This window comes from Mesorhizobium sp. M0292, assembly GCF_040321695.1.
GTDB lineage: Bacteria > Pseudomonadota > Alphaproteobacteria > Rhizobiales > Rhizobiaceae > Mesorhizobium.
Window position 1 is genome coordinate 54,536 of sequence record NZ_JAMYSB010000011.1, and the last position, 25,431, is coordinate 79,966.

28 protein-coding genes, 2 tRNA genes and 2 pseudogenes are annotated in these 25,431 nt (G+C 63.8%); 15 read left to right on the forward strand and 17 right to left on the reverse strand.

Features of this window, described 5'->3' with window-relative positions; genetic code table 11:
* Position 1: 1 nt before the first annotated feature.
* Positions 2-1,603 (reverse strand): zinc-binding metallopeptidase family protein, encoded by a 1,602-nt coding sequence (locus NKI96_RS18300; protein ID WP_352805509.1) that lies wholly within the window; start codon positions 1,601-1,603, stop codon positions 2-4.
* Between the two features lie 83 nt (positions 1,604-1,686).
* On the opposite strand from NKI96_RS18300, the gene NKI96_RS18305 reads away from it, so the two are divergent.
* The 6 genes from NKI96_RS18305 (at position 1,687) to NKI96_RS18330 (ending at position 7,360) form a co-directional block, all read left to right on the forward strand.
* Positions 1,687-2,583: a LysR substrate-binding domain-containing protein gene (locus tag NKI96_RS18305; protein ID WP_023684774.1), complete on the forward strand. Its 897-nt coding sequence runs from the start codon at positions 1,687-1,689 to the stop codon at positions 2,581-2,583.
* 103 nt (positions 2,584-2,686) lie between these two features.
* Positions 2,687-3,778, forward strand: a complete 1,092-nt coding sequence (locus NKI96_RS18310) for an ABC transporter ATP-binding protein (protein WP_352805511.1) — start codon at positions 2,687-2,689, stop codon at positions 3,776-3,778.
* 83 nt (positions 3,779-3,861) lie between these two features.
* Complete coding sequence (locus tag NKI96_RS18315) at positions 3,862-4,977, forward strand: ABC transporter substrate-binding protein (protein WP_352805514.1); 1,116 nt, start codon at positions 3,862-3,864, stop codon at positions 4,975-4,977.
* Between the two features lie 21 nt (positions 4,978-4,998).
* On the forward strand, positions 4,999-5,832 hold the full coding sequence (locus tag NKI96_RS18320) for an ABC transporter permease (RefSeq protein WP_352805517.1): 834 nt from the start codon (positions 4,999-5,001) through the stop codon (positions 5,830-5,832).
* The gene (locus tag NKI96_RS18325; RefSeq protein ID WP_023742344.1) at positions 5,832-6,638 is read left to right on the forward strand and encodes an ABC transporter permease; all 807 of its coding nucleotides are present in this window, start codon (positions 5,832-5,834) and stop codon (positions 6,636-6,638) included. The genes NKI96_RS18320 and NKI96_RS18325 overlap by 1 nt, the downstream gene beginning before the upstream one ends.
* A gap of 137 nt (positions 6,639-6,775) precedes the next feature.
* Positions 6,776-7,360, forward strand: a complete 585-nt coding sequence (locus NKI96_RS18330; protein ID WP_352793236.1) for a LysE family translocator — start codon at positions 6,776-6,778, stop codon at positions 7,358-7,360.
* 45 nt (positions 7,361-7,405) lie between these two features.
* On the opposite strand, the gene NKI96_RS18335 is transcribed toward NKI96_RS18330, so the two are convergent.
* Both NKI96_RS18335 and NKI96_RS18340 read right to left on the reverse strand, forming a co-directional pair.
* Positions 7,406-8,296 (reverse strand): alpha/beta fold hydrolase, encoded by an 891-nt coding sequence (locus tag NKI96_RS18335; RefSeq protein ID WP_502900274.1) that lies wholly within the window; start codon positions 8,294-8,296, stop codon positions 7,406-7,408.
* Positions 8,296-8,631: an antibiotic biosynthesis monooxygenase family protein gene (locus NKI96_RS18340; RefSeq protein WP_352805523.1), complete on the reverse strand. Its 336-nt coding sequence runs from the start codon at positions 8,629-8,631 to the stop codon at positions 8,296-8,298. The genes NKI96_RS18335 and NKI96_RS18340 overlap by 1 nt, the downstream gene beginning before the upstream one ends.
* Before the next feature lie 166 nt (positions 8,632-8,797).
* On the opposite strand from NKI96_RS18340, the gene NKI96_RS18345 reads away from it, so the two are divergent.
* Positions 8,798-9,178, forward strand: coding sequence for a hypothetical protein (locus NKI96_RS18345; protein ID WP_023684767.1), 381 nt, complete (start codon positions 8,798-8,800; stop codon positions 9,176-9,178).
* 160 nt (positions 9,179-9,338) lie between these two features.
* On the opposite strand, the pseudogene NKI96_RS18350 reads toward NKI96_RS18345, so the two are convergent.
* The 3 genes and pseudogenes from NKI96_RS18350 to NKI96_RS18360 form a co-directional block, all read right to left on the reverse strand.
* Positions 9,339-9,660: pseudogene (locus NKI96_RS18350) on the reverse strand (HigA family addiction module antitoxin).
* A 50-nt stretch (positions 9,661-9,710) separates the two neighbouring features.
* A tRNA-Arg gene (locus tag NKI96_RS18355) sits at positions 9,711-9,787 on the reverse strand.
* Positions 9,788-9,847: 60 nt separating this feature from the next.
* A complete protein-coding gene (locus tag NKI96_RS18360; RefSeq protein WP_023670294.1) occupies positions 9,848-10,153 on the reverse strand; it encodes an ETC complex I subunit in 306 nt (101 codons plus the stop codon).
* Positions 10,154-10,326: 173 nt separating this feature from the next.
* Between NKI96_RS18360 and NKI96_RS18365 the strand changes: the two genes are divergently transcribed.
* From NKI96_RS18365 to NKI96_RS18380, 4 genes are all read left to right on the forward strand, one after another.
* Positions 10,327-11,511: a flavin-containing monooxygenase gene (locus tag NKI96_RS18365; protein WP_352805525.1), complete on the forward strand. Its 1,185-nt coding sequence runs from the start codon at positions 10,327-10,329 to the stop codon at positions 11,509-11,511.
* Between the two features lie 51 nt (positions 11,512-11,562).
* Positions 11,563-11,639 (forward strand) — tRNA-Pro (locus tag NKI96_RS18370).
* Between the two features lie 177 nt (positions 11,640-11,816).
* Positions 11,817-12,128 carry a hypothetical protein gene (locus NKI96_RS18375; protein WP_023684765.1) on the forward strand — a complete coding sequence of 104 codons (312 nt, stop codon included), beginning with the start codon at positions 11,817-11,819 and terminating at the stop codon, positions 12,126-12,128.
* A 382-nt stretch (positions 12,129-12,510) separates the two neighbouring features.
* Positions 12,511-12,771 carry a hypothetical protein gene (locus tag NKI96_RS18380; protein WP_023684764.1) on the forward strand — a complete coding sequence of 87 codons (261 nt, stop codon included), beginning with the start codon at positions 12,511-12,513 and terminating at the stop codon, positions 12,769-12,771.
* Positions 12,772-13,078: 307 nt separating this feature from the next.
* Here the strand turns inward: NKI96_RS18380 and NKI96_RS18385 are convergent, their stop codons facing one another.
* The 5 genes and pseudogenes from NKI96_RS18385 to NKI96_RS18405 all read right to left on the reverse strand — a co-directional run bounded on the left by NKI96_RS18385 (position 13,079) and on the right by NKI96_RS18405 (position 16,298).
* Positions 13,079-13,495, reverse strand: coding sequence for a type II toxin-antitoxin system VapC family toxin (locus NKI96_RS18385; RefSeq protein WP_023684763.1), 417 nt, complete (start codon positions 13,493-13,495; stop codon positions 13,079-13,081).
* Positions 13,492-13,746 (reverse strand): FitA-like ribbon-helix-helix domain-containing protein, encoded by a 255-nt coding sequence (locus NKI96_RS18390; protein WP_023670289.1) that lies wholly within the window; start codon positions 13,744-13,746, stop codon positions 13,492-13,494. Before NKI96_RS18390 ends, NKI96_RS18385 begins: the two co-directional genes overlap by 4 nt.
* A gap of 123 nt (positions 13,747-13,869) precedes the next feature.
* Positions 13,870-14,562 carry a DnaA regulatory inactivator HdaA gene (gene hdaA / locus NKI96_RS18395; protein ID WP_502900275.1) on the reverse strand — a complete coding sequence of 231 codons (693 nt, stop codon included), beginning with the start codon at positions 14,560-14,562 and terminating at the stop codon, positions 13,870-13,872.
* A 14-nt stretch (positions 14,563-14,576) separates the two neighbouring features.
* Positions 14,577-15,770, reverse strand: coding sequence for an AI-2E family transporter (locus NKI96_RS18400; protein ID WP_023695549.1), 1,194 nt, complete (start codon positions 15,768-15,770; stop codon positions 14,577-14,579).
* Positions 15,742-16,298 (reverse strand): annotated as a pseudogene (locus tag NKI96_RS18405) (CDP-alcohol phosphatidyltransferase family protein). Before NKI96_RS18405 ends, NKI96_RS18400 begins: the two are co-directional and overlap by 29 nt.
* Positions 16,299-16,485: 187 nt before the next feature.
* Between NKI96_RS18405 and purM the strand changes: the two are divergent.
* Genes purM through NKI96_RS18420 form a run of 3 tightly spaced genes read left to right on the forward strand, consistent with a single transcriptional unit; the run spans position 16,486 to position 18,801 of the window.
* Complete coding sequence (gene purM / locus NKI96_RS18410; protein WP_023693923.1) at positions 16,486-17,565, forward strand: phosphoribosylformylglycinamidine cyclo-ligase; 1,080 nt, start codon at positions 16,486-16,488, stop codon at positions 17,563-17,565.
* Entirely contained in the window at positions 17,562-18,269 is a 708-nt protein-coding gene (gene purN / locus NKI96_RS18415) for a phosphoribosylglycinamide formyltransferase (RefSeq protein ID WP_023693924.1), read from the forward strand. The genes purM and purN overlap by 4 nt, the downstream gene beginning before the upstream one ends.
* Before the next feature lie 7 nt (positions 18,270-18,276).
* On the forward strand, positions 18,277-18,801 hold the full coding sequence (locus tag NKI96_RS18420) for a SixA phosphatase family protein (RefSeq protein ID WP_023693925.1): 525 nt from the start codon (positions 18,277-18,279) through the stop codon (positions 18,799-18,801).
* 192 nt (positions 18,802-18,993) lie between these two features.
* Here the strand turns inward: NKI96_RS18420 and NKI96_RS18425 are convergent, their stop codons facing one another.
* The 6 genes from NKI96_RS18425 to NKI96_RS18450 form a co-directional block, all read right to left on the reverse strand.
* A complete protein-coding gene (locus tag NKI96_RS18425; protein ID WP_023693926.1) occupies positions 18,994-19,227 on the reverse strand; it encodes a DUF680 domain-containing protein in 234 nt (77 codons plus the stop codon).
* 235 nt (positions 19,228-19,462) lie between these two features.
* On the reverse strand, positions 19,463-20,236 hold the full coding sequence (gene dapB, locus NKI96_RS18430) for a 4-hydroxy-tetrahydrodipicolinate reductase (protein ID WP_023693927.1): 774 nt from the start codon (positions 20,234-20,236) through the stop codon (positions 19,463-19,465).
* A gap of 63 nt (positions 20,237-20,299) precedes the next feature.
* Positions 20,300-21,103: an agmatinase gene (speB, locus tag NKI96_RS18435; protein WP_023693928.1), complete on the reverse strand. Its 804-nt coding sequence runs from the start codon at positions 21,101-21,103 to the stop codon at positions 20,300-20,302.
* 96 nt (positions 21,104-21,199) lie between these two features.
* Positions 21,200-22,372, reverse strand: a complete 1,173-nt coding sequence (locus NKI96_RS18440; protein ID WP_023693929.1) for an amidohydrolase — start codon at positions 22,370-22,372, stop codon at positions 21,200-21,202.
* 12 nt (positions 22,373-22,384) lie between these two features.
* Positions 22,385-23,611 carry a Zn-dependent hydrolase gene (locus tag NKI96_RS18445; protein ID WP_031208677.1) on the reverse strand — a complete coding sequence of 409 codons (1,227 nt, stop codon included), beginning with the start codon at positions 23,609-23,611 and terminating at the stop codon, positions 22,385-22,387.
* A 2-nt stretch (positions 23,612-23,613) separates the two neighbouring features.
* Positions 23,614-24,816, reverse strand: a complete 1,203-nt coding sequence (locus tag NKI96_RS18450; RefSeq protein ID WP_023693931.1) for a diaminopropionate ammonia-lyase — start codon at positions 24,814-24,816, stop codon at positions 23,614-23,616.
* Positions 24,817-24,919: 103 nt separating this feature from the next.
* On the opposite strand from NKI96_RS18450, the gene NKI96_RS18455 reads away from it, so the two are divergent.
* Complete coding sequence (locus NKI96_RS18455; protein ID WP_023670273.1) at positions 24,920-25,396, forward strand: Lrp/AsnC family transcriptional regulator; 477 nt, start codon at positions 24,920-24,922, stop codon at positions 25,394-25,396.
* The last annotated feature ends 35 nt before the right edge of the window (positions 25,397-25,431 follow it).

The following is a 25,431-nucleotide window of genomic DNA, read 5'->3' on the forward strand; positions in this document are numbered from 1 at the left end:
ATTATGCAGCTTGATTGGGTTGGCTGCTCGGAATCCACCAATCGCGCCCCCGCGCGGTGGTGACATATTCCGGCCAGCGGAAATTGATCGGCGGGTCATAGTCGCAAAGCGGCGCGATCCAGTTGGAGCCACCAATGCCGCCGCCGGTGCGGGTGACGAATTCGTCCATGGCCGCATCGCGCGCGGCCTTGTCCTCGAGCAGGCGGAGGGCTGCAAGCGCAACCGTCTTGGCGGCGCAAATGACCATCGGGTCGATGGTGGCCGAGATACCGCCCAGCGCGTTCATCGCCCAGGATGGATAGGCATGGCCATTCGCCGAGCGCAGCGCCGGGCGGGCGACATAGAAGCGTGCGGTCGGCGTGTGCCACGACATGTCGGTGTAGTCGTCGGAGGTCGAGTTGATCTGCGACGGAGGCAAATCGCGGCGCAGGATTGCCTCGGCCTCTTGCGGCGCAACCAGCCGCTCCATCTCGTCGATGAAAGGGTTGTCGGTCGCGGTGCCGCCGGCATTGACCTGGACCTCGCGACCGATCGCTTTCGCCGCCTCGTCCCAGCTCGGCGCGCCGACGGTGGACAGCGCCTCATAGGCAATCCCCGCCATGGCGTGGTTGGCGAGGCCCGGCCGCGACTTCGACACCCAATGGCGCTCATAGCGACAACCGCTGATCGCCGCGGCCGCGGCCGCATTACGGTCGAGCACCGCGGTGACCTGCTCTGCCATGGCAATGGTCGGCACGCGGATCATGTACTGGATCTCGGCCAGCCCCGCCGGCAGATTGTCGGCGGTCGCCTGCCCGGCGGTGAGGATCGCCTCGCTGATCGACCAGCCGCCCTGGTGAGGCAGCATGGAATCGCGCAGCGCCTTGGAGGTCATGTACATCGTCATCAGCGCGTCATTGGCACCGGGCGCCCGCACCGCCGAATGCGCCTGCGGGATCGGCGCGCCATCGCTTGCGCGAACCCAGTTTTCGGGTTCGTCGCAGACAAAACGGTAGATCATCGCGTAGGCCGCGCCGCAATGCGTGTCCCAACGCGCCGTGTTGCAGAGCGGCAGCATATAGAAGGGATGGAACGAGATCATGCCGGCAAGGCCGTCATAATAGCCTTTGGCTGCATGGATCGGCTTCGAGCCCCTGACCTTCTCGGCCGGCTCGCCGGTGAAGCGCAGCGTCCCCTTGATGCCGTGGCGTTGCATTGCCGCCTTGGTGGCGAGTAGTCCGCCGAGGCCGGCAATGCCAAGCCCGGAATGCGGATCGGTGTGGCCGCCGGCCTCGCTGCCGAGGCCCGGCCGCGATCGGTTCACCGTTGCCGCGTCCTGGCAGTTGCCGGGCACGGCGTCGTATTCGCCGTACATGCCGATGGTCGGCCCCGGGCCATTCGTCCAGTGGGCGCAAAAGGCGGTCGGCATGCCGGCCGACCCTTCCTCGACCGAAAAGCCCTCATGCTTCAGCCGCGCGACATACCAGGCCGCCGACTGGTATTCGCGCCAGGCTGTTTCGCCGAAATCGAAAATGGTGCGCGTCCACGCCGACAGCGACGGCTGGATGCCATCGAGACAGGCAAGCGCGGTGGCTTGCGCCGAGGTCGTCACCGGTTTCTCCATGCGGCCCAAGAAAGCAGTGAAGCGGCATTGCAAAAAGTGATATGTTTTTCCGGTTCATGCAAATTCTGTTCACCTGAGGCCTCTTGCGAATACCTTCCACACAGGCGCTGCGCGCCCTCGACAGTTTTGCCCGTCACGGCAGCGTCTGGCGCGCCGCCGACGAACTGCACCTCACCCGCAGCGCCGTCAGCCATCAGTTGCGGCTCCTCGAACGCGACCTCGGCTTCGACCTGCTGGAGCGCATCGGCAAGGGCGTGGCGCTGACACCGCGCGGCCAGCGCTATGCCGCCGATGTGAGGAAGGCGCTGACCGTGCTTGGCGATGCGGTAACGCGCCAGGCCGGCACCGGCGTCGGCGGTTCGTTCGCCGTTTCCTGCACGCCGGGCTTCGCCTCTCTGTTTTTATGCACCCACATCGGCGAGTTCCGGCAGATGTATCCGGACGTGGCGCTGTCGATCCTGACGCCGCGGCGGCTGGACGATGTCAGCAATCCGGACGCCGATGCCTTCATTGCCTTCGGCGTCGGCAACTGGCCGAACCGCTCGGTGGAGTTGCTGTGCGAAATCTCGTTCACGCCACTTTGCAGCCCGACACTGCTCAACAAGGTCGGCGGCTTTTCAAAACCGGCCGACGTTCTGCGCGCCAATCTCCTGCATCTCGGCGACACCGAGGACTGGGCGCGCTGGCTGGCGCTGTCCAAGGTGGAAAACCCCGACACCGAAGGCGGCATCTTCTTCTCGGACATGAACCTCGTTTTTTCCGCGGCGATCGCCGGCCAGGGCATCGCCATGGGCGACGAGCTGACCAGCCGCCGGGCGCTGAGCGAAGGCCGTCTGGTGCGCCCCTTCGATATCGCGATCCCCTCGCCGCGCTCGTATTTCCTAGTGTCGGAACATGCCAAGGCCAGCCACCCGGTGCTGGAAGCATTCAATGGGTGGTTGAGGTCGAAGCTGTCGGAGAACCGGATCAGCCCGTACTAGCCTCGCATCCGTGAATCAAATTTGCCGATCAGGCGAAAACTATTCGGTTGCGGTGAGCCGGGGCCCTGCCCTACGCTCAAGCCACGACCAAGGAAGAGGCAGGATGCAGCAACCCGGCCGGGCCGCAGAGATCAAGGCAATCGGGATCGGCAAGAGCTTCGGCTCGTTCCGGGCGCTGGACGACCTGACGCTCAACATCGGCCGTGGCGAGTTTTTGACGCTGCTCGGCCCCTCCGGCTCGGGCAAGACCACATTCCTGATGATCCTCGCCGGCTTCGTGCAACCGACCGCCGGCAAGCTTTTCAGCGACGGCATCGACATCACCGAGCGGCCGGCCGAACAGCGCGCCGCCGGCATGGTGTTCCAAGGCTATGCGCTGTTTCCGCATATGTCGGTCGAGGCCAACATCGCCTTCCCGCTCAAGGTGCGCAAGAAATCGGCCTCCGAGATCAAACGCCGCGTCGCCGAGATGATCGAGCGCGTCGGGCTGAAGGGCCATGAGACGAAACTGCCGGCGCAGCTTTCCGGCGGCCAGCAGCAGCGCGTGGCACTGGCGCGCGCGCTGGTGTTCGAACCCGGCGTGCTGCTCCTCGACGAACCCTTCTCGGCACTGGACAAGGGCCTGCGCGGCCAGATGCAGGCCGAAATGAAGCGGCTGCATCAGGAGACCGGCACCACCTTCGTCTTCGTTACCCACGACCAGAGCGAGGCGCTGGCGCTGTCGTCGCGCGTCGCCATCTTCAACCATGGCAAATTGCTGCAGGTCGGTGCACCGGACGAGGTGTATGACCGGCCGGCCAATCGTTTCGTCGCTGAGTTCCTGGGCGAGATCAACATGCTGCCGCTCAAGGGCGTGAAGCGCGCCGACAATGGCGCCACCGCGCTCTGCGAAGACCGCGCGATCACGCTGCGCGGCAATGCCGAGGCGGTGAACGGCAACGCCATATTGGCGATCCGGCCCGAACATATGTCGATCGCGCGCGAAGCCGCCGCCGGCGAGAACGGCATTGCCGCCACCGCAATCGGCTCGACCTATCTGGGTGCGGCGACCAAACTCGATCTGACGACACGCCAGGGCGCCAAGGTGACCGTCTCGGTGCCGAATGAGGTCGCGGCGGCGGCGCTGAGCAAAGGCAATTCCGTCTGGCTGACATGGCCGGCGGAAAAGGGTTTCCTCCTTCCGGACGGAGGATGACGACGAGAACGGCGAAGTCTTCCAGCAAAGAATCTGGAACGCGCCATAACCACCGGAACCAACAACGAAAAAGGGGAACTAAAATGACAAACCAAAGCAAAAAACAAGCCATGGACGGGCTATCCGCCCGGGCTGTGCGCGGCGAGATTTCGCGCCGGCAATTCACCCAGCTTGCAGCCCTCGTGCTGGCCGGCACACCGATGCTGCTGCGCTCGACCGGCGCGTTTGCGCAGGCCAAGGAACTGGTGCTGGTCAACTGGGGTGGCGATGCCCTCGCCGCTTATGACGCCGCCTATGGCCAGGCCTTCACTAAGGAGACCGGCATCGCCGTCAAGATGGACGGTTCGGGCCCGACCGAAGGCGCGATTGCCGCACAGTTCAAGAGCGGCGCGCCGACCTGGGATCTCGTCGATGTCGACCCGTTCTCGGCCATCACGCTCGGCGCCCAGGGTGCGCTCGAGCCGATCGACTACGCCGTCGTCGACAAGAAGAAGATGCGCGAGGGGTTCGGCTGGGAATACGCGGCCTCGACCTATTTCTTCTCCTATGTCATCGCCTATGATTCCGAGAAATACGGCAAGGACGCGCCGACCGGCATGGCCGACTTCTTCGACGTGAAGAAGTTTCCGGGCAAGCGCTCGCTCTACAAATGGGGCGTGTCGAGTTGGGAAGCCGCACTTCTCGCAGACGGCATCGCGCCGGCCTCGCTCTACCCGCTCGACCTGAAGCGCGCGCATGACAAGATCGCCGCCTTCAAGGAAAACGTCGTGGCTTACTGGGGCGGCGGCGCCGAGAGCCAGAGCGTGCTGCTCAACGGCGAAGCCTCGATGGCGATCGTGTGGTCGACCCGCGCCTCGCTGATCGAGCAGGACTCGGGCGGCAAGATCAAGTTCATCTGGGATCAGGGCCTGATTTCGCCCGGCGCGCTGGCCGTGCTCAAGGGCAACCCCGGCGGCAAGGACGCAGCGATGAAGTTCATCGCCAGCGCCCAGGATCCGCAAAAGCAACTGGTGATGTTCGACAAGCTCGGACAGGGTCCGGCCAATCCGGCCGCCGATGCGCTGATCCCCGCCGACAAGAAGCGCATCAACCCGGTCGATCCCGAAAACATGAAGAAGCAGATCGCGCTCGACATGGACTGGTACGCCAAGAATTACGGGGCAGCACTCGACGAATACACCAAGATCATCTCGGCCTGACCAGGCCGGGCACGAGCTTCGATGAGAGGCACCCTCTCCGACAGGATGGGCGCGGCGGTGCTGATGGCGCCGCTGCTCCTGTTCCTTGTGCTGGCCTACGCCTGGCCGTTCCTCGGCGTCGTCAAGTGGAGCGTCACCTTGCCGACACCGGGGCTCGGCCAGTATGGCGCGCTCGCCACCGATGCCCTGGTGCAGTTTGTGTTCATCCGCACGCTGCGCATCGCGCTGATCGTCACCGTGGTTTCCGTGGCGGCGGCATACGCCATCACCATGGTGTGGGTGCGCGGCAGCCCGGCACAGCGCATAATCGCTGAATTCTGCATTCTCGTCCCCTTCTGGATCTCGGTGCTTACCCGCGCCTTCGGCTGGGTGGCGCTTTTGTCCAACCGCGGCCTGATCAACACCTGGCTGCAATCGATCGGCTTCATCTCCGAGCCGCTGGCGCTGGTGCGCAACGAGTTCGGCGTCATCGTCGGCATGACGCATTTCCTCATTCCCTTCGCGGTGTTCCCGCTGGCCTCCGCCATGCGCAGCCTCGACGAGCGCGTGCTGCTCGCGGCGCGCGGGCTCGGCTCCAGCCGCATGCGCACCTTCTGGACCGTGTTCGTGCCGATGACGCGCTCCGGCATCATCGGTTCGGCGATGATCGTGTTCGTCTTCTCGCTCGGCTTCTTCGTCACGCCGGCGATCCTCGGCGGCGGCCGCAGCGTGATGATCGCCGAGCTGATCTATCTCCGCATCTTCCAGAGTCCCGACTGGGGACTGGGTGCGGCGATCAGCGTCGTGCTGGTGCTGTTCGTCGGCGCGCTCATGGCGCTGCTGTTCCGCTATGTCAGACCGAAGCAACTGATCTGATGCCGACCTATCGCCCCGGTCCCGTCTCGCTGATCCTCGCCGTGCTGGTGGCACTGTTCCTGCTGCTGCCGCTGCTGGCGGTCATCCCGGTGTCGCTGACGCCAAGCCGCATGCTGGCTATGCCGACGGGCGAACTGTCGCTGCGCCACTACCGCGCGCTGATCGAGGATCCGCGCTGGCTCGACGCCATCCTGCTGTCGATCCGCATCGGCATCGTCAGCAGCGTCATCTCCACCGTGCTGGCGCTGTGCTTCAGCCTTGGCGCCTGGATGTTCCAGCCGCGATTTACCGCCGCCCTTGTCGGCTTCGTGCTGTTGCCGATGGTGGTGCCGCCGGTGGTCTCGGCGATCACGCTCTACTTCCTGCTGACGTCGATCTCGGGCATGAGTTCGTTCTTCGGCTATGACACATGGCTCGGCGTCGCCATGGCGCATTCGGTGATGACGGTGCCTTTCGCCACGGTGCTGATCCTGGTCTCGCTCAGCCAGCTCGACCGCCGCATCGACCTTGCCGCGCGCGGCCTTGGCGCCGGCGTGTGGGAACGCGCCACGCGCATCATCATGCCCAACATCAAGTTCGGCATCGTCACCGCCGCGCTGCTGTCCTTCGTGCTGTCCTGGGAAGAGATAGGCGTCACCCTGTTCATCACCTCGGTCAACGCCATCACGCTGCCGCGGCTGATGTGGATGGGCCTGCGCGACAACATCGACCCGGCGATCGCCGCGCTCTCGGTGATCCTGATCATCATCACCGTGCTGGTGCTGGCGGTGCGGACTGTGGTGGTGAAGATGCGCGGCGGGCACTGAGCCAAGGTGGCCAACAACAATCGGCGATAGCCAAGCCGCTGTGTGAAGGGCGTTACGGACGGTGAGCGCCGGGTACATTACGCGGCGTCATGGGAAACCTGCCGCTGGTGACATTTGCCTTTGTGTCGGTTCTCGGAATGGCCGTTCCGGGACCGGACGTCGTGCTCGCCATCACCAACGGCTCCCGCTACGGTTTTCGACGCGCGTTTCTCGGCATGGCCGGCGTCGTACTGTCTGATTTCGTTCTTATCAGCATCGTCGCGCTGGGCTTCGGCGCTCTTCTGCTGGCTTCGGAATTCTATCTCTCGGCTCTCAGGATGTTCGGCGCGGGCTATCTGCTTTTCGTCGCCATCGGTACCCTGCGCACCGCATCCCGACCTTCGTTCAACCCTAACCTTCCCGAAACACGCCATTCAGCCAAGGCACTCATTGGGCGCTGCTTCTTGGTGGCGGTCACAAATCCGGCGGCCTGGCTGCTTTTCCCCGCGATCCTGCCGCATTTTGTCCGCGTGGATGAGCCGATCGCGATCCAGTATGGCATCCTGGCCATTATCGCCGCGCTTGCCGATGTGTTTGTGCTGACGTTTTACGCAGCCCTTGGCGCGCGGGCTGCAAGGCTTCTGGCTGGGCCAAACGCCGTGTGGATCGACCGGTTTTACGGTATCGCCCTGCTTGGTCTTTCGAGCACTTTGATCCTGCAGTCCCTCGGGCATCTGAGATAGTCCACACAGGACTACACAGGGCCGGATTTAGCAATCGGTCCGCCGTCAGCTTGCGAAGAATCTCGACAGCCTTGCAGCCGTGTCTTCGGGGTGCTCTTCCGGGAAGAAATGCCCACCCTTGACCGAGCCGCCTCCGACGTTATCAGCCCATTGCCGCCAGATCGCCAACGGGCCGCCCTCCTCCGCATACCAGTTCTCCAACCCGCCCTCGCCGCTCCAGAGCGCAAGCAGCGGGCATCTGATGCGACAGCCATCAGCCTGGTCCTGCGCGTCGTGCTCGCGGTCGATGCCTGCGGCGGCGCGATATTCCTCGCAGATGGCGTGGACATGGGCGGGATCACGCAGCGCCTCGATATAGGCGGCCCTGACCTCAGCGGGAAAAGCATCTGGAGCCGAGCCCCAGCCGGCGATCGCATTGTCGACAACTGCGTCGGGTGCTGCGGACAACAGGCGCTCAGGCAGCGGTTCCGGCTGGGCGAGCAGGCTCCACGGCCAGAAGGCCAGCGCCAACCTGGCATCGGCCCGATCCCAGGCGGAGGCCGTGGGGACGATGTCGAGAACGGCGACTTTCGACACGGTTTCGGGATGGTCGAGCGCCAGCCGGTAGGCGACGCGACCGCCACGGTCGTGGCCGGCAACCATGAAACGGTCGAAACCGAGAACGTCCATAACCTGCACCATGTCGCGCGCCATCGCCCGTTTGGAATAGGAGGCATGATCGGCAGTGGACACTGGACAGCCGCTTTGGCCGTAACCCCTGAGATCGGCGGCAACCACGCTGAAGTGCGAGGCCAGGGCCAGCGCTATGTCGCGCCACATCACATGCGTTTCGGGAAAGCCATGCAGGAGCAGCAGCGGCGGCCCTGAGCCACCGGCCCTGACGAAGATCGATATCTCCTCCATTTGAACGGTCCTGGCGTCAAAGCCCGCAAACATCAGCTGCCGCCAACCAGTCCGTGGCTGGAACGGATTCGCAGCACCTGGACACCCTTCGGCAATTCGATCAGGAACTCCTTGTCGCGGTCGAGATGGTGGATGCTTTGCGGATCGCCGCCGGTAAAGGCGGCCATCGCCTCGACGCTCTCCCAATAGGAGATGGTGATGAATTCCGAATGCGTCGGCGTGTCCTCGCGAAAAGTCTGCACGCCAAGCGCTTTCTCGATCAGCGGCTTGATACCAGCCTCGTAATTGTAGCGCTCATAGGCGTCGGCCCTGCCGGGCGAGGTCCTGCCGCGCCAGATGCGCGCAATGGTCAGGGTTTTCGGTACCATCTCCTATAACACCCGAAGGCGCGCCGCGTTCCGACTATCCTGACTGGCCGCACAACTGGCTGATAGTCGACGTATGGCAAAGGTTCCGTACAGTAACTTGCACTGGACACGCGGCTATCCTGTCAAGTCCAAACGTGCTCTCTTGTGCTCAACTTGGGAGGGCACAATGAAACTACGTCTAGCTTTCGCTGTATTCACCGCAGGAATTTTCTTCGCATTGTCGGCTGCCTCGGCCGGACAAGGGGAACAGCAAAACATCAACTTCCTGGCTCGGATGTCCGATGCAAGGTTAAATTCGGCCGCCAGAATGGCCGGTGACCTCGTTGGCGTAAGGCAAAGATGTCCGGCGTTGAGGCCAACGGAAGACGGAAAAGCAATTTTCGCCGTCCCGGTCCTTTTGTATGATGGGCGGGACAAACACCTGACCCCAGACCCCCGAAAGTTCAACATGGCCATCCATACCTATGAGAGGGCTTTCGCAATGGCGGCCCAGAGATCGGCAAGTTGCCAAAGCGAGAGGGCCAAATACCCGAAACTTTACCGGTAGATGGCTAACAAGGACGACCTTCAGTCTCCGGCGCCGCGACGCCTCACCTAAGGTATTGAAATTATTGGCAGGATTCGAAGCTGTGACCATCGGCTTAGAAGGCCGGTGCTCTATCCGGCGGAGCTACGGGACCGCTGCCGTCAGCGAACGCGCTCTACCTTCAGGCAGCATGCAGGGTCGGGATGGCGCTAACGTCAACTTCGCGCTCCGCATGCCAGGCATCATACGCGGCCTGCATCCTGAGCCAGATCGCGGCACCATCGCCGAACATCTTGCCAAGGCGGGCGGCCACGGCAGGCGACACCGGCTTCTTCTCACGGATGATATCGTAGAGCTGCTGGGCGCGAGATTCCGAGCAGATTGGCGATTTCCACCTTGGTCTTGCCGGTGGCGGGAACGATGTCGTCGAGCAACGCGCCAGGATGGGAAGGGCAGCGCTCGGTCGTTCTGTTTCGTTCGTACACCTTCAGAGTGCTACCCATATGCCAGGTACAAACCGTAACCTATGTGTCCGGAATGGACCCGGCAAAATTGGCGATCCCGACAGGATTCGAACCTGTGACCATCGGCTTAGAAGGCCGGTGCTCTATCCAGCTGAGCTACGGGACCGCTGGCCGGCATTTGATATCTTGGCCGGCTGGTGTCTATGTGCCAGGCGCTGACCGCCGGTCAATGCGTCCAGGGTATCCTGCGGTCATAGCGGAAATTTTCCGCATAGGAAATCTGCCGGCGCTTGGTCTCTTTCGGCTCCTCGACACGGAAGGCCAGGCCCTGCTTTTCGGCATAGGCCACCGCCTCTTCCCTGGTGTCGAAGGTCAGCCTGATCTGGCTCAGCATGTCGCCCGATGTGGTGTAGCCCATCAGCGGGTCGATCTTCTTGCGTTGGGCGGGATCGAATTCCAGCACCCAATGGCCGGTCTTGGCCTTGCCGGACTGCATCGCGGTTTTGGCTGGGCTGAAAATTCGCGCGGACATGGGCACCTCGTAGCTGCGTTGGCGGTAGCGCCGCCTTATTTCAGTCAATACTGTGCAACACTGCCGACGGCAAGGCCGAAGCGGCCTGCAACCAGGCCGCTTCGGCAGCGGCATCGGCCCGATACACTGGCGTAGCATCAAAAGTCATGGTCATGATGGCGACACAAAGAGGCATGGACGCAGGGATTTTGCACGCCGAGGCCGACAGCCAAGCGATTTTCGACGGCGCGATCGTGATCGGCGCCGGGGCAGCCGGCTTGACCGCAGCCCATGCGCTGCTCAAGACCGGCGTGCCTGTGATGGTGTTGGAAAAGGAAGCCCGGCTGGCCGAGCCATGGCACGGGCGGCACGAGCGACTGCATCTCAACACGCATCGCGACCTTTCGGCGCTGCCGGGCGTTTCCTTTCCTGCCGGCACCCCTGCCTTTCCGCACCGAAACACCATCATCGGCCATTTGAACGAATTCCACGCCATGCACCGGCTGCCGGTCGAGTTCGGCATTGCGGTCGAGGAGATAGGCTTCGAGGGCGACCACTGGCTTGTGCGGACCAGTGCCGGGCCGCGGCTGGCGCGCCATGTCGTCATCGCCACCGGGCGCGACCGGCAGCCCTTCATCCCGGCCTGGAAAGGCATGAAGGCCTTTGCCGGACGCATCATCCATTCGGCCGCATTCGGCGACGCCAAGGCCTATGCGGGCAAGAAAGTGCTGGTCGTCGGCGCCGGCAATTCCGGCTTCGACGTGCTCAATCACCTGGCGGCAGCCGGCACGGGACAGATCTGGCTGTCGGCGCGCAACGGTCCGGCACTGCTGCCCAAGCGCCTCAGCCAGATCGCCGTCCACCGGTTTTCGCCGATCCTGGCGCGGCTGCCGTTCAAGCTCGCCGATGCGGTGATGGCGGCGACGCAGCGATGGGCCTTCGGCGACCTCACGGCCTACGGCCTGCCGCCGACGCCTTCGGGCGGCGCAAGCCGGCTGGCGTCGGATTATACCGCCATCGCCACCGATGACGGCGCCGTCGATGCCATCAAGGACGGCAGGATCATCGTCTTGCCAACCGTGCGGGAATTTACCCGCGACACGGTCGTTTTCGACGATGGCGCGATGATCCAGCCGGATATCGTCATCGCCGCGACCGGCTACCGCGCCGGGCTCGAGGCCATGTTGGGCAAGCTCGGCGTGCTCGACGAAAAGGGCGTGCCGCTGTTCAACGGCGCCGACAGCGACCCGAAACTGCCGGGCCTGTGGTTCACCGGCATGCGGCCAAGCATCCGTGGCTGCTTCGCCAATGCTCGCATCCAGGCCAAGGCGATCGCAGCCAGGATTGCTCGGGAGCGCAGACCGCCAAGCCCCGTTTGATGTTTTAGGGGTTGCGCGACAGGGTCCGGAACCGTATACGCCGCAGGGCCTCGGAGTGTAGCGCAGCCTGGTAGCGCATCTGGTTTGGGACCAGAGGGTCGGGAGTTCGAATCTCTCCACTCCGACCATTTTTTCCCACAAAGCCAGTCCTTGCCCAAGGTCACTCCCAAGGTCGCCATTGGCTGCCTCGCCGGTAGCGCATGGCGGCACGCATTGCCCAAGCAGCAGCCGCTCGCCGATCGGACCCTACATTGGAACACCAGTTCGCTCCGAGAGTTGTGTATGTTCAACCCAAGGAGCAAACAATGAAAACCCTTCTCATCGCCTCGATGATCGCGTTCGCCGGAACGGCGGCTTTGATCGCACCGGCGCAAGCCGCCAGTCTGACTATCCAGTCCGATGACGACGATCAATATTCGTCCGACGATGGCGATATACAGGTTCTTCGCCATCACCAGCGCCACAAAGACTATAGCGACGACTATGGCGACGACTACAGCGACAACCAGGATGGCCAATGGAGGCGCCACCACCGCCATCACCGCTGCCATATCGAACTGGTCAGGCACTGGCGCCATCACCACAGGGTCGTCGAAGAGGTCAGGGTCTGCGGCTGATCCGATCGCTTTAGACCTGCTACGGCCGAGTTGGCGGCCGGAGCACCAATCTGACCTAAAGCGCGTCGCTTTGAACGGACTCACGCGACGCGCTTAAGGTGCTTGTTTGATGCATTTCGTTCTCTCAAAAACCGGGGCCACTTTTTTTGCGACATGCATTAGGCGCCGGTATCATCGACAGCATCCCTTCTGCGGGTTTGGCTGAAAATCCGACGCAGGATAATCCTCCCGCTTCCACCTCTATCGCCGGTCTAAAAGCGCGTCGCGCTGAAACGGATTCAGGCGACGCGCTTTGATTTTTGTTTTGATGCATGTCGTTCTCTCAAACCGGGACCACTTTTGAGCGACATGCATTAAACTCCGGGCAAAGGGGAGATTCTGGATGCTTGGTCTCGAGGCATGGCTTTCGCTGATTGGCCCTGCCTACTTCGCTTACATCGGCATCACGGTTCCGTTCGTCGTCGTCTGGGCCATTATCTGTGCAGCCCTGTGGATCTGGAACAACCGGCCGAGCAAGAGGCAAGGCCGTCCCCGCTCGTGGCCCGCCAGCGTGCTGTTCTTTGTCGTCGTCGCCGCGTGCTACGTCGCAGCGCATACGGTGGTCTATCTGCTGGTCCGGTATCTGGCGGCGTTGTGGCTATAGGGCACCCTCCCGGACACTCCGGTGACTGCTCTACGAAGGTAAGCTCGCCGGGCGAGAACCCCAATCATCACTCCCGGCGAGCCTACAACCCGATCAGGAACGCGACCAGGACCGGGGTCAGCCGGCAAGTTCCCAGGTGCAAGACGGATGCCAGATAATGTTTCCCGAAATGGGACAGCGGCCCTCATGTGGCGGTGGGCACGGAGAGATCGAGTGTATTCATTCGAACACGCTGTCGTCGCTGTAGAGGAAATCCTGCGGAAACGCATGTTCGCAGCTCGCGCTCTGGTCGGGCTGCCGTACCTGATTACGGCTGCCAAGGATCGATGACAGGCACGCCGGCCGCATGGAATGGCGCCGTGTCACGCGAGGCGACATGAAAGCCGTTTGCGGAGGCGATTGCCGCGATGTAGCCGTCGGGCACAGGAAACCCCTTGCCGGCTGCCCTCGCCTTCACTGCAAGTCGGGCATAGTGCCGGGCCGCCTCGGTATCGAAAGGCAGGATGCGGCGCTCAAACACGGCGCACACACCGGCGAAGGTTTCAGCGAGCGCAGCCTTGCGACGACCCGCCGGCATGGCCTCGATGCCGAACAGCACTTCGGCGAGCGTCACACTGGAGAGGTAAAGCGTTTCCTCGGCCTGGTCATCAAGCCAGGCCAACACAGCTTGATGCGGTTCGGGCTTCATGGCCTCCGAAACGACATTGGTATCGAGGAGGATCATTCGAACCCCAGCGGTTCGGCCGGCGCCTTGTCGCGAGCCTGCTCCAGGACCTCCACGTCTTCATTGGTCAGCCCGGCGCGTCGGGCAATGTCTGCCAGAACGGAGCCGAGTTTCACACGGCCGTCCGGCCGCACCGCGTTTTCCAGAATGTCGCGTATCTCGGCCTCGGTGCTGCGACCGTGCAAGGCCGCCCGTACACGCAGAGCTCGGTGGGTCGCTTCCGGAAGATTTCGGACGGTCACTGCAGGCATTGATATCGCTCCGATGTCATTGATTGAAAGTATCATATTGTTTCAGGTGATGTCACCATGCATGTTTTGAAAACGTCGCACGGGCGGGATCGACAATCGCCGTCCAGGGAATTGCAGCAGGATCTAAACCTCGAACTCGCCCTGCCCTTCGTCCATTGCGCTGACGGTTTCGGCGGCGAGCGCCCTGGTGATCGGCGTCTTGCGCTCGAGCGCGGTGCGGTCGAGGCGTTCGACCACGCGCATGGCGGTGGCCAGTGAGCGCTCGATGCGGCGCACCAGATATTGCACGACATGCGGCTCGACCTCGACCTGGCGGTCGGCGAAGAGTTTGGTGATGACACCAGCCAGAAGCAAATCGTCCGGCTCATGGATCTCGACCGTTGCCGCCGCCTTCAGCCGCGAGGCGAGATCGGGCAACGTCACCCTCCAGGCGGCGGGGAAGCGCCGCGCCGTCAACAGCAAGGTGGCCCCGGCGCCGCGCACTTCATTGATGAGATGGAACAGGCCCGCCTCGTCGATGGCTGTCTTGTCGACATCGTCGATCAGCGCCGGCCTGCCGCCAAGCCCGGTGATGGCATTGCCGATGCGCTGGGTATCGACCGCCACAGCATTGGCCCGCGCCTGCCAGATCGAACCCAGATGTGTCTTGCCGGAACCGGCCGGGCCGGCGAGCACGATTACCGGCGACGGCCAGTCCGGCCAGCGGTCGACAAGGGCTGCCGCCTCGCGGTTGGTGGCCGACACCACCAGTTCGTCGCGCGAGTAGCCGGTGCCGTGGCCAAGGTCGAGCGGCAGCTGGCGCGGCGGTTCGGTCATATGATCCGTCACGTTCAGCCGCGCGGCGACCGGTGGCCCCCGCCGCGATCGGCAGGCAGCGGCGGGACTGGCTCGGTGGAGTGTCCCTTGTAGAGCGGCGATTCGAGATAGCGGGCAATGGCAAAGCGCACCAGCACGGCAACTGCCGCCGAAGCAGGAACGGCGATCAAAAGGCCGACGAAGCCGAACAGGGCGCCGAAAGCGAACAGCGCAAACATCAGCCAGACCGGGTGCAGGCCGACGCTTTTTCCGACCAATCTGGGCTGCAGGATGTTGCCTTCGATGAACTGGCCGATGAAGAACACCACGGCGACAGCAACGATCATGGTCCAGTCCGGCCAGAACTGGACGAAGGCGACGCCGACGGCCAGGACCAGTCCGGTCAGCGAGCCGACATAAGGGATGAACGAGATCAGCCCGGCGAAGAGGCCGATGAGGATGGCGAAATTCAGCCCGGTCAGCGTCAGGCCGGTGGCATACATGCCGCCGAGCACCAGGCACAGCGTGCCCTGGCCGCGCACGAAGCCGGCGGTCGCGGTGTTGATGTCCCTGGAGATCGCCCTGACCGTCCCGACATAATCACGCGGCACCCAGCTGTCGACGACCGCCACCATGCGATCCCAGTCGAGCAGCATGTAGAAAGCGACAACCGGAGTGACCACGAACAGGCTGACCACCGACACCAGAGCAACGCCGGAACTCCAGATCGAGGTGAAGACGGTGCTCAGCAGGCCGAAACCGGAAGTGAGCAGCGAATTCAGCCCGTCGCGCAGGCCATTGGCATTGACGCCGAATTTCTGCTCCAGCCATTTCGGATCGAAGCTGGTGATCAGCGACTGCAGCCGGGTCAGATATTCCGGCAGCTTGCTGGCGAAATCGGCCATCTGCGTGGCCAGTACCGGAACCAGGATGACGAAGGCCAGCACCAAAAGGACGATGAAGGCAATCAGGATGACCACCGTCGCCATCAGCCGGGAGAGGCCGAGGCGTTGCAGCCGGTCGGCGACCGGGTCGAGAAAATAGGCCAGCACCATGCCGGCAACGAACGGCAACAGGATGCTGGAAAAAATGTAGAGGAACAGCGCCAGGAAGATTGCCGTGCCCAGCCAGAAGAAAATCTGGCGGCGAAACGCCAGGGACGCAGCCGCGTCTGCTAACGCGGCAGTCGCGGCATTCTTGTCAACTACCCTGGGTGGAGCCTTCGCCATAGCCGCTCATATGCCTCAGCCAAGCCACGAGATAGGCCGCGGCCGAAGCCACGGTCAAGACCCCGGACAGCAATATGAGCGCAGGCCTGAGCGGGTCGAGGTGGAGGCCAAGGGCAAGTTCGCCCAGCACCACGGCGCCAGCACGATCTGGGCGGCGGTGTTGGCCTTCGACACATAGAGCGGCTTCATCTCGACCGGATGCGCTATGACCGTGGACAAAAGCACGGCGCAGATGATCAGCGCATCGCGTGACACCATGGTCACCACCAGCCACAGCGGCAATTGCCCGATGAAGCCCATGACCACGAACACCGAGACCAGAAGCACCTTGTCGGCCATTGGATCGAGATAGGCGCCGAGTTTCGAATGCTGGTTGAAACGGCGGGCGATGAAGCCGTCAACGCCGCCGGAAATGCCGGCGACGAGAAAGCCGGCAAAGGCCCAGTCCCAGCGCATATTCAGCATCGCCAGTACGACGGCCGGAACCAGCACGAAGCGCAGGATGGTGATGAGGTTGGGAATGGTCAAAGGCATGTCCCGCCATGCTTGTTCTGCAGATAGATGATGGAGATGGATTGTGGCTGCAAGGACCAGCGGTGAAGGGGCGACTGTCCACGTATTTATCTTGGGCAAAAGCCCGGTATCCTGTCGTCATCCTTGCCCCCCGAAACCATTCATGCGAAGAGCCGCCGAGGGAAACAGGGATGCGCCGACGATGAGCAAGGGCGACCGGGCCAAGCGCAAGAACGGGCTCACCTATGCCGAGGCGGGCGTCGACATCGATGCCGGCAACCTCATGGTCGAGAAGATCAAGCCGCTGGTGCGCGCGACGCGCCGGCCGGGCGCCGATGGCGAGATCGGCGGTTTTGGCGGCCTGTTCGACCTCAAGGCGGCGGGTTTCACGGATCCGGTGCTGGTTGCCGCCAATGACGGCGTCGGCACCAAGCTGAAGATCGCCATCGATGCCGGCAAGCACGACACGATCGGCATCGACCTCGTCGCCATGTGCGTCAACGACATCGTCGTGCAGGGCGCCGAGCCACTGTTCTTCCTCGACTATTTCGCCACCGGCAAGCTCGACCCCGACCAGGGGACGGCAATCGTCGGCGGCATAGCAATCGGCTGCCGACAGGCCGGCTGCGCGCTGATCGGCGGCGAGACCGCCGAAATGCCCGGCATGTATAACGACAAGGATTACGACCTTGCCGGCTTCGCCGTCGGTGCGGCCGAACGCGGCCAGTTGCTGCCGACCGACGATATTGTCGAAGGCGACGTGCTGCTTGGGCTGGCTTCCTCGGGCCTGCATTCGAATGGCTTTTCACTGGTGCGCCGTATCGTTGCCGTCAGCGGGCTTGCCTGGAGCGATCCGGCGCCGTTCAACGACGAAGCGACGCTGGCCGAGGCGCTGCTCGAGCCGACCCGCATCTATGTGAAGTCGGTCCTCAAGGCCATCCGCAACACGCATGGCATCAAGGCACTGGCCCATATCACCGGCGGCGGCTTTCCCGAAAACATTCCGCGCGTCCTGCCCAAGGACTTTTCCGCAGAACTCGATCTCAATGCCATCGATGTGCCGCCGGTGTTTTCCTGGCTGGCGAAGACTGGCGGCGTGGCGCCGGAGGAGATGATGCGCACCTTCAACTGCGGCATCGGCATGATCCTCGTCGTCGCCTCCGGCCAGGCGGCACAGGTCGCAGCCGTGCTGCAGGAGGCCGGCGAGACTGTGACGCCGATCGGCCGCATCGTTCCGCGCCGCGACGCCGGCGTCATCTATCGGGGCTCGATCGGCCTATGAGCAGGAAACGCACGGTTGTTCTGATCTCGGGACGCGGCTCGAACATGACGGCGCTGATCGCGGCGGCGAGCGACCCGGCCTATCCCGCCGAGATCGTTGGCGTCATTTCCGACCGGGCCAACGCCGCCGGCCTCGGCATCGCGGCCGCGCGCGGTATCCCGACCAAGGTCATCGTGCGCGCCGACCATGCCAGCAAGGAAGCCCATGATGCGGCGATCGACGCCGCGCTGATTGCGTTCAACGCCGAGATCGTGGCGCTGGCCGGCTATCTGCGCATTCTCTCCCGCGGCCTGGTCGAGAAGTGGCAAGGGCGCATGCTCAACATCCACCCTGCCCTGCTGCCGGCCTTCAAAGGGCTCGATACGCATGCGCGCGCCCTGCGCGCCGGCATTCGCATTCATGGCTGCACGGTGCATTTCGTCACATCAGAGATGGATGACGGCCCGATCATCGCGCAGGCAGCGGTGCCGGTGATGGTCGGCGACAACGAAGACACGCTGGCCGCCAGAGTGCTGAAGGCCGAGCACCGGCTTTATGCGCTGGCGCTCGGGCTGGTCGCTGACGGCAAGGCGCACATGGAAAGCGGTCGCACCGTGCTGGCACATTTCGCCGACGATGCCGAAAACGGAACTTCCGTGGTGATGGCGCCCGACCCGCTGCGCGAAGAACGCGATCTCGAACATCTGGCGCGGATCACGCCGTAGGCCGACATTGGCGACACCGAGACAATTGCTCCTGCTGCGCCACGCCAAGTCGAGCTGGGACGACCCGGCGCTTGCTGATTTCGACCGGCCGCTCGGGCCGCGCGGGCTGAAGACGGCGCCGCTGATGGGGCGCGAACTGGCCCGGCGCAGTTGGCTGCCTGACCTGGCGCTGGTGTCGCCGGCGCTGCGCACGCGCGAGACATGGCGGCTGGTCTCGGCGGAACTTTCGGCGAGCGTAACGGTGGAGTTCGCCGAGGCGCTTTTCGAAGCCACGGCTGGCGACATTCTGGCCGAGGTGCAGCAGGCAGTCGCATCGGCTAGCTGTCTCCTGGTGCTCGGCCATAATCCCGGCCTGGAGGACTTTGCCCGCCGGCTCGCCGGTCCGCGATCGGGTGTGGCTGCTCTAAGGAAACTTGAAGAGAAACTCCCGACCGGCGCCCTTGCCCGCTTTGTCATCGACGGCGATTGGGCGGATCTCGGCTTCGGCGCGGCCCGGTTGACGCATTGCATCAAGCCGAAGGATATAAGCTAGACCAAGCTGCCTAACGGGCTAGCCGCAGGTGACAGCCGCAAACCGAGTTTTGAAAAGACCACGGTCAAACAAGGAGATAGGACCCGCTGCTGGCGGATTGATTCAAGATCTTTGCGGCCCGAGTCGATTGCATAAAACCAAGAGCGGTGGGCCAGGCCCACCGCTCTTTGTGGTCGTCGATTTCTCAGAAAATCAACGACCCCATATGCCCTGGCCGGATTCCGGCTGGTTCGAGTCGCCCTTGATCGTGAAATCGCCGAGGCTGGCCGGCTTGCGGATCGAGGCGGTATAACGGTGATCGATGTTGCCGGCGGGCGCTGTCACAGCAGGCTGGTTGACGCCGTCGGAGCCGTAGTGGTCGCTGCCTGCGAAAGCGGTGCCGGTGGCAAGGAGGATGGCAGCAGCGGTAAGTGCGATCTTGGTCATTTCAGGTAATCCAGATTTTTCAGTTCTGTCCGTCAAGTGGCGTGCCTTGGGAGGAATTCGCGTCGCTCGGACCACCCCGAAATGGGTGTGCGTTGCTGCCATTGCCAATCACAAAAATGTGCGAACCGAACCGTTCGGTTCGGTTTGGGAAGGCGCGAAATGGCGTAGTTGTGCTATATTCTATTCTCTAGGCGGTTCCGACCTCGCAACGCCCTCGTTGCGTTACCATTGCATCTCAAAAGGCCGTGAACCCCAGTACGTCGCGCATGTCGTATTCGCCGGGCGGCCGGCCAGAGACCCAGCGTGCTGCCGCAATGGCGCCGCGCGCGAACATCGAGCGGTCGCCGGCTGAATGCGAGAGCGTAAGCGTTTCGCCCTCACCGAGGAAGCTCACGCTGTGCTCGCCGACGATGCTGCCGCCGCGCAGCACGGCAAAGCCGATCTCGCCGGCAGGGCGTGGACCTGTAACGCCGTCGCGGATGCGTTTCGCCACATCGTCCAGCCTGACGCCATGTCCGCGAGCGGCCGCCTCGCCCAGCATCAGCGCCGTGCCCGACGGTGCGTCGACCTTCATGCGGTGATGCGCTTCCAGGATCTCGATGTCGGTGGCGGGACCAAGTGCTCGCGCCGCCTGTTCGACCAGCCCAGCCAGCATGTTGAGCCCCAGCGAGTAGCTGCCTGAGCGAACGATGGCGACGGACTTCGAAGCAGCAGCGATGGCGGCGAGATCGGCAGGTCCGAAGCCGGTCGAGCCGATGACCAGCGCCGGGCCGCCGCGGGCCGCGCAAGTCTTCGCCAATTCGATGGAGGCCGCAGGCGTGGTGAAATCGATGACGACGTCCGCAAGCGCCAGTGCTTCGTCGCGCTCGACCAGCCCCTCGCCGGCGCTGCCCGGCCTGTGAAAGCGGGCGACGAGCGCCAGCCTGGGATCGGTCTCGACGGCCAGCGCCATCTCCCTGCCCATGCGGCCGAGCGCACCGGCTATGGCTATTTTCAATGGATGCTGCATGGCGGCTTTCACTGGAAATGCGAGTCGCAACAATGATCTACCATGCCGCCCTGCCAGATTGATTCAGCCGGCGCCATGCGTCTTGAGCATCATGCCGGCGATCTCCTTGACCAGCTTGGCGGCAACCAGCGCGGTGAGATTGGAGACGTCCTGGCTTGCATTGTATTCGACGACATCGGCGCCGACGATGGGCTGGTCGATCCGCTGGATCAGGTTGATCACTTGCCGGGTTGTAAGACCACCGGGCTCGCGGTGCGACACGCCGGGCGCACAAGCCGGGTCGAGGCCGTCGAGATCGACCGAGAGATAGACCGGCGTCTTGAGATCGAGCTGCAGATCCTCGCTGAAATGCCGCGCCTCGATCATTTCGACGCCGAAGCGCTTGAGCTGGTCACGAAGCTCATCATTGAGGGTGCGCGAGCCGATCTGGATCAGCCGGTCGGCCAGCCCCTCCTCCAGGATGCGCGCGAAGGACGAGGTGTGGGACCGCCTGTTGCCCTGATAGGCATCGTAGATGTCGGGATGGGCGTCGATCTGGACGATCGTTAGCCTGGCATGGCGGCGGCGCACGGCACGCAGCACCGGCCAGGCGATGGCATGATCGCCACCGAGGCTGATCAACGGGTGGCCGGCATCCAGCGCGCGGCCGACCTCGGCCTCGATCCGCTCCCATGGACCGCCGGCGCCTGAAAAGTCGATGTCGCCGTGGTCGACGAAACTGTCCGCCACATCGAAGCCGGTTTCGCTCCACGAGCTGTGCGCGTCGCTTTTGAGTTCCCGCCGGATCAGGGCCGGCGCTGCGGCCGCGCCCTTGAGATAGGACGAGTTCTCGTCATGCGGTATTCCCAGAAGCGAAACCCTGGTCATCGGCGTGCGATCTCCGGCAACAGGCAATCTCCCTAAACCCGGCAGCTGGCTGGCGATAGCAGTGCCGCTTGGGCCAGTTGCGAAGGCGATCAGGCGTCATTTCCCGATCGCGCCGCCCAGTCTTTGCCTGACGATCGCGATATGGAAATCCGTGCCGTGCAACAGCCCGTCATCGTTGAAGTCGTAGCTGGAATTGTGCAGCGGCGGCGAGGTCTCGCCATTGCCGAGAAAGACGAAGCAGCCCGGTACGTGATCGAGGAAGCGGGCGAAATCCTCCGAGGCGGTCATCGGCTCCGCCGCGATGCTGGCGGCGCCATAGGCCAGCACGCGCCTTGCGGCGACAAAGGCCGCGTCCACCAGGTCGGCATCGTTCTGCAGCGGCACGAATTCCCTGCTATAGGTCACGTCGGCGGTGACATTGTAGGCAGCGGCGGTGCCTGCCGCGATGACCCGCATCTGGCGCTCGATCTCGGCGCTGACCTCGGGACGAAAACTGCGGGCGTCACCGAGGATGCAGGCGAGGCCGGGCAATGCGTTGCGGGTGCCGTCGGTGATCAGCTCGGTCACCGAAACCACCGAAATGTCGGCGGGACTCAGCCGGCGCGAGACGATGGTCTGCAGATTGGTGACCAGCGCGCAGGCGGCGACCAAGGTCTCGTTCCCGGAATGTGGCCGCGCCGCATGGCCGCCGATGCCCTTGAGCACGATCTCGAAATTGTCCTCCGCCGACATGAACGGGCCGGCACGGGTCTCGAAATGCCCGACGGGCAGGCCAGGCATGTTGTGCAGGCCAAAAATCTCGTCGAAGGGAAAGCGCTGCAGCAGCCCGTCGTCCAGCATCGCCAGCGCGCCCCTGCCCCATTCCTCGGCGGGCTGGAAGATGAAGCGCACGGTGCCGTCGAAACCGCCCTCGGCGGCCAGCAGCTTTGCCGCGCCGAGCAGCATGGTGGTGTGGCCGTCATGGCCGCAGGCATGCATGATGCCGGGGTTCTGCGAGCGATGGGCGGTCGCGGACTGCTCGGTGATGCGCAGCGCATCCATGTCGGCCCTGAGCGCAATCGCCCGGTTGCCGCTGCCGCGCTTCAATGTGCCAACGACGCCGGTGCCGCCGACCCCCTCTGCAACATCGTCCAGCCCGAATTCGCGCAGCTTCGCGGCGACAAAGGCAGCGGTGCGCTTTTCCTCAAAGCCGAACTCGGGGTGCGCGTGCAAATCGCGCCGCCAGCCGGTCATTTCCTGCTTCAGCACATCACGATCGAGCTCAGCCATTTTCTCCCCGACCTATTTTGCAAGCTCACTGGCGACATCAAGCAGGATGTTGGCGCCGGCGACAAGCTCGGCATCTTCAGTGTGTTCGCGCGGATTGTGGCTGATGCCACCGGCGCTCGGCACGAAGATCATTGCCGCCGGCGCGAGGCGGGCCATCATCTGCGCGTCATGGCCGGCGCCCGATGTCATGCGCCTGACGCCGAGACCGCGGTTCTTCGCGGCCGCCTCGATCAGTTCGACGATGCCGATGTCGAATAGCACCGGTTCGAAGCGGGCGAGCCGCTCGACCGAGATCGATACGTTCTCCAAAACCTCAAGCTCCTCGAGATAGGCAGCAAGGGCCGCCTCATGCGCCTGCAAGCGCTGTTCGTCGGGATCGCGCAGGTCGATGGTGAAGACGGCGCGCGCGGGAATGACGTTGATGGCGTTGGGTTCGAAGCGCATCGTGCCGACCGTGGCCACGGTTGGCCCATTCGAAGCCCTGGCCCGATCGTGCAGGAAGGTGATGATGCGGGCGGCGGCGTGGCCGGCGTCGCTGCGCATCGACATCGGCGTGGTGCCGGCATGGTTGGCGGCGCCGTCGATGGTGATGCGCTGCCAGGAAATGCCTTGCAGATTCTCGACCGCGCCGATCGGCACGCCTTCACGCTCCAGCACCGGCCCCTGCTCGATATGAAGTTCGAGATAGGCATGCGGCTTGAGGAAGCCGGGTTCGCGGTCGCCGGCATAGCCGATGCGGGCGAGCTCCTGGCCGAGCACGCTGCCATCCGTGCCGATGGCGGCCAGCACGGCCTCGGCGCTGACGCCACCGGCATGGCATAGCGAGCCCATCATGTCAGGCGTGTAGCGCACGCCTTCCTCATTGGTGAAAGCGGCGACCGCGACCGGGCGCGACGGCGAAAAGCCCGAAGCCTGCAGCGTCTCGATCACCTCCAGCCCGGCCAGCACGCCGTAGCAGCCATCATAGATGCCGGCATCGATAACGGTGTCGATATGCGAACCGATGAGCAGCGGCGCCTGCCCGGCATTGTCGGGGCTTTGCCAGATGCCGAAGATATTACCGACCCGGTCGATGGCGACTCCCAGCCTGGCCTGCCTGAGCCAGCCGACAAAGAGGTCACGGCCCTGTTTGTCTGTGTCGGAGGCGGCGAGCCGGATCAGCCTATCCTCACTGTCGCGGCCAACGGCGGCGAGTTCCCGGATGCGGCCAAGCAGACGCTGTGCATCGATCCCGATCATGGCTATGCCTCGGCCTTCAGCTTGCCGGCCAGCACATCGGCGGGGCTCTGCCCGACCAGCTCGGTATAGCGGTGCGGGTCTGTGGCGCCTTCGGTGTTGATTACAAGCACGCGGGATTTGTCGTCGAACCCGAGAGCGGCCTTGTGGTCGGCCACCGCCCGGATCAGCCCGGCCAGACCGACGCCGCCGCTTTCGCCGGCGACGATCACTGGATCATTGCCAGCCGGCCGTGCCAGCCGCCGCATCACCGCGACCGCCTCCTCCTCATCCACCGTCATGAAGGCATCGGCAACCCGCGCCAGAACGCGCCAGGCAACTTGCGAGGCCTCGTAGCATTCGAGCATCGCCATCACCGTCGGCTGATCGTGTGCGACCTTGACCACGTGGCCCGCCCGGGCGGCTGCGACAACGCAGGCGGCGCGGGCTGGCTCGACGACGATGAAGGTCGGCCTGGCGTCACCGAGCACGATGGCGAGATGGCCGGCCAGGGCGGCGGCAATGCCGCCGACACCGGCCTGCACGAAGACATGGGTCGGCGGCTGCGGCAACTGGCGCAAGGCTTCGCGCACGATCGCCGTATAGCCCTGCATGACCAGGCCCGGGATGCGCTCATAGCCCGGCCAGGAGGTGTCGGACACCACGGTCCAGCCTTGCTCAGCTGAAACCTCGGCGGCCTGGCTGACCGAGTCGTCATAATTGCCGTCGACGCGGATCATCTCGGCGCCATAGCGGGCTATTGCTGCAATGCGCGCCTCGCTGACGCCGGCGTGAACGAAGATTGCCGCTTTCGCGCCAACCAACTGTGCACCTTGCGCGACCGAGCGGCCGTGATTGCCGTCGGTGGCGCAGGCAACCGTCATGCCGGCAGCGACCGCCCGGACGTCGAACCGGTTGAGATCGGCCACGTCAACGGGCCGACCAAGCGATCGGCTCGCCTCCTCCAGCACCAGTCGAAAAACGGCATAGGCGCCGCCGAGCGCCTTGAAACTGCCGAGACCGAGGCGAAAGCCTTCATCCTTGATGTGGACGGCGCCGAGGCCGAGTTCGCCGGCCAGCGTCGGCAATGCATGCAACGGAGTTGCCAGGTGATTGTCGCGATGGGCAAGAAAGCGCTCGACCGTATCGGCACCGGCATTCCCCAGCGTTTCGGCATCGACCGGATCGAGCGGCCGGCGGTGCAAGGCATTGCTGTTGAGCAGGAACACGGGTGGCCTCCTTTGGGTGTGACGAAATCATATTGCAGCCGAGGCGCAAATAGCGCTGTTATTGGCGCTTCGAAATGCAAGTTTGTTTCGCCAGGATAGCGCTTTGCCTCGATCGCCTTCGCTCGACAGTTTCGACCTCGCCATCCTTGCCATCCTGCAGCGGGACAACACGACGCCGCAGCGGCTGATCGGCGAAGCCGTCAACCTGTCGGCGCCGGCGGTGCAGCGGCGCATCAAGCGCATGGCGCAGTCCGGCGTCATTGCCGGCAACGTCGCTGTCATCAACCCCGTTGTGGTCGGCCAGCCCATCACCATTTTCGTCGAGGTCGAACTGGAGAGCGAACGCTCGGACCTGATCGACGCGGCCAAGCGGCAATTCTCGGCAGAGCCCGAAGTGCAGCAATGCTACTACGTCACCGGCGAGGCCGACTTCATCCTAGTCATCACCGCGGCCGACATGGGGGCCTATGAGGCCCTGACGCGCAGACTGTTCTTCGACAGCAAGAATGTCCGAAAATTCCGCACCTTCGTTGCCATGGACCGTGTCAAGGTGGGGCTGACGGTGCCTCTGCCGGGATAGCCAGTCTCTTTTCCGCAATTCCGGACGGAAAACCG

What these genes read in the sequence shown, in the direction of transcription:
- NKI96_RS18400 (WP_023695549.1), bottom strand. Translation starts at nt 15,770, where the DNA reads ATGGCGAAGGCTCCACCCAGGGTAGTTGACAAGAATGCCGCGACTGCC.
- NKI96_RS18375 (WP_023684765.1), top strand. Translation starts at nt 11,817, where the DNA reads ATGAAAACCCTTCTCATCGCCTCGATGATCGCGTTCGCCGGAACGGCG.
- NKI96_RS18335 (WP_502900274.1), bottom strand. Translation starts at nt 8,296, where the DNA reads ATGTTTGCGGGCTTTGACGCCAGGACCGTTCAAATGGAGGAGATATCG.
- NKI96_RS18315 (WP_352805514.1), top strand. Translation starts at nt 3,862, where the DNA reads ATGACAAACCAAAGCAAAAAACAAGCCATGGACGGGCTATCCGCCCGG.
- NKI96_RS18445 (WP_031208677.1), bottom strand. Translation starts at nt 23,611, where the DNA reads ATGATCGGGATCGATGCACAGCGTCTGCTTGGCCGCATCCGGGAACTC.
- NKI96_RS18360 (WP_023670294.1), bottom strand. Translation starts at nt 10,153, where the DNA reads ATGTCCGCGCGAATTTTCAGCCCAGCCAAAACCGCGATGCAGTCCGGC.
- NKI96_RS18345 (WP_023684767.1), top strand. Translation starts at nt 8,798, where the DNA reads ATGAAACTACGTCTAGCTTTCGCTGTATTCACCGCAGGAATTTTCTTC.
- NKI96_RS18440 (WP_023693929.1), bottom strand. Translation starts at nt 22,372, where the DNA reads ATGGCTGAGCTCGATCGTGATGTGCTGAAGCAGGAAATGACCGGCTGG.
- purN (WP_023693924.1), top strand. Translation starts at nt 17,562, where the DNA reads ATGAGCAGGAAACGCACGGTTGTTCTGATCTCGGGACGCGGCTCGAAC.
- purM (WP_023693923.1), top strand. Translation starts at nt 16,486, where the DNA reads ATGAGCAAGGGCGACCGGGCCAAGCGCAAGAACGGGCTCACCTATGCC.
- NKI96_RS18385 (WP_023684763.1), bottom strand. Translation starts at nt 13,495, where the DNA reads ATGATCCTCCTCGATACCAATGTCGTTTCGGAGGCCATGAAGCCCGAA.
- speB (WP_023693928.1), bottom strand. Translation starts at nt 21,103, where the DNA reads ATGACCAGGGTTTCGCTTCTGGGAATACCGCATGACGAGAACTCGTCC.
- NKI96_RS18340 (WP_352805523.1), bottom strand. Translation starts at nt 8,631, where the DNA reads ATGGTACCGAAAACCCTGACCATTGCGCGCATCTGGCGCGGCAGGACC.
- NKI96_RS18425 (WP_023693926.1), bottom strand. Translation starts at nt 19,227, where the DNA reads ATGACCAAGATCGCACTTACCGCTGCTGCCATCCTCCTTGCCACCGGC.
- NKI96_RS18390 (WP_023670289.1), bottom strand. Translation starts at nt 13,746, where the DNA reads ATGCCTGCAGTGACCGTCCGAAATCTTCCGGAAGCGACCCACCGAGCT.
- NKI96_RS18330 (WP_352793236.1), top strand. Translation starts at nt 6,776, where the DNA reads ATGGCCGTTCCGGGACCGGACGTCGTGCTCGCCATCACCAACGGCTCC.
- NKI96_RS18320 (WP_352805517.1), top strand. Translation starts at nt 4,999, where the DNA reads ATGAGAGGCACCCTCTCCGACAGGATGGGCGCGGCGGTGCTGATGGCG.
- NKI96_RS18380 (WP_023684764.1), top strand. Translation starts at nt 12,511, where the DNA reads ATGCTTGGTCTCGAGGCATGGCTTTCGCTGATTGGCCCTGCCTACTTC.
- NKI96_RS18310 (WP_352805511.1), top strand. Translation starts at nt 2,687, where the DNA reads ATGCAGCAACCCGGCCGGGCCGCAGAGATCAAGGCAATCGGGATCGGC.
- NKI96_RS18325 (WP_023742344.1), top strand. Translation starts at nt 5,832, where the DNA reads ATGCCGACCTATCGCCCCGGTCCCGTCTCGCTGATCCTCGCCGTGCTG.
- NKI96_RS18300 (WP_352805509.1), bottom strand. Translation starts at nt 1,603, where the DNA reads ATGGAGAAACCGGTGACGACCTCGGCGCAAGCCACCGCGCTTGCCTGT.
- hdaA (WP_502900275.1), bottom strand. Translation starts at nt 14,562, where the DNA reads ATGACCGAACCGCCGCGCCAGCTGCCGCTCGACCTTGGCCACGGCACC.
- dapB (WP_023693927.1), bottom strand. Translation starts at nt 20,236, where the DNA reads ATGCAGCATCCATTGAAAATAGCCATAGCCGGTGCGCTCGGCCGCATG.
- NKI96_RS18365 (WP_352805525.1), top strand. Translation starts at nt 10,327, where the DNA reads ATGGACGCAGGGATTTTGCACGCCGAGGCCGACAGCCAAGCGATTTTC.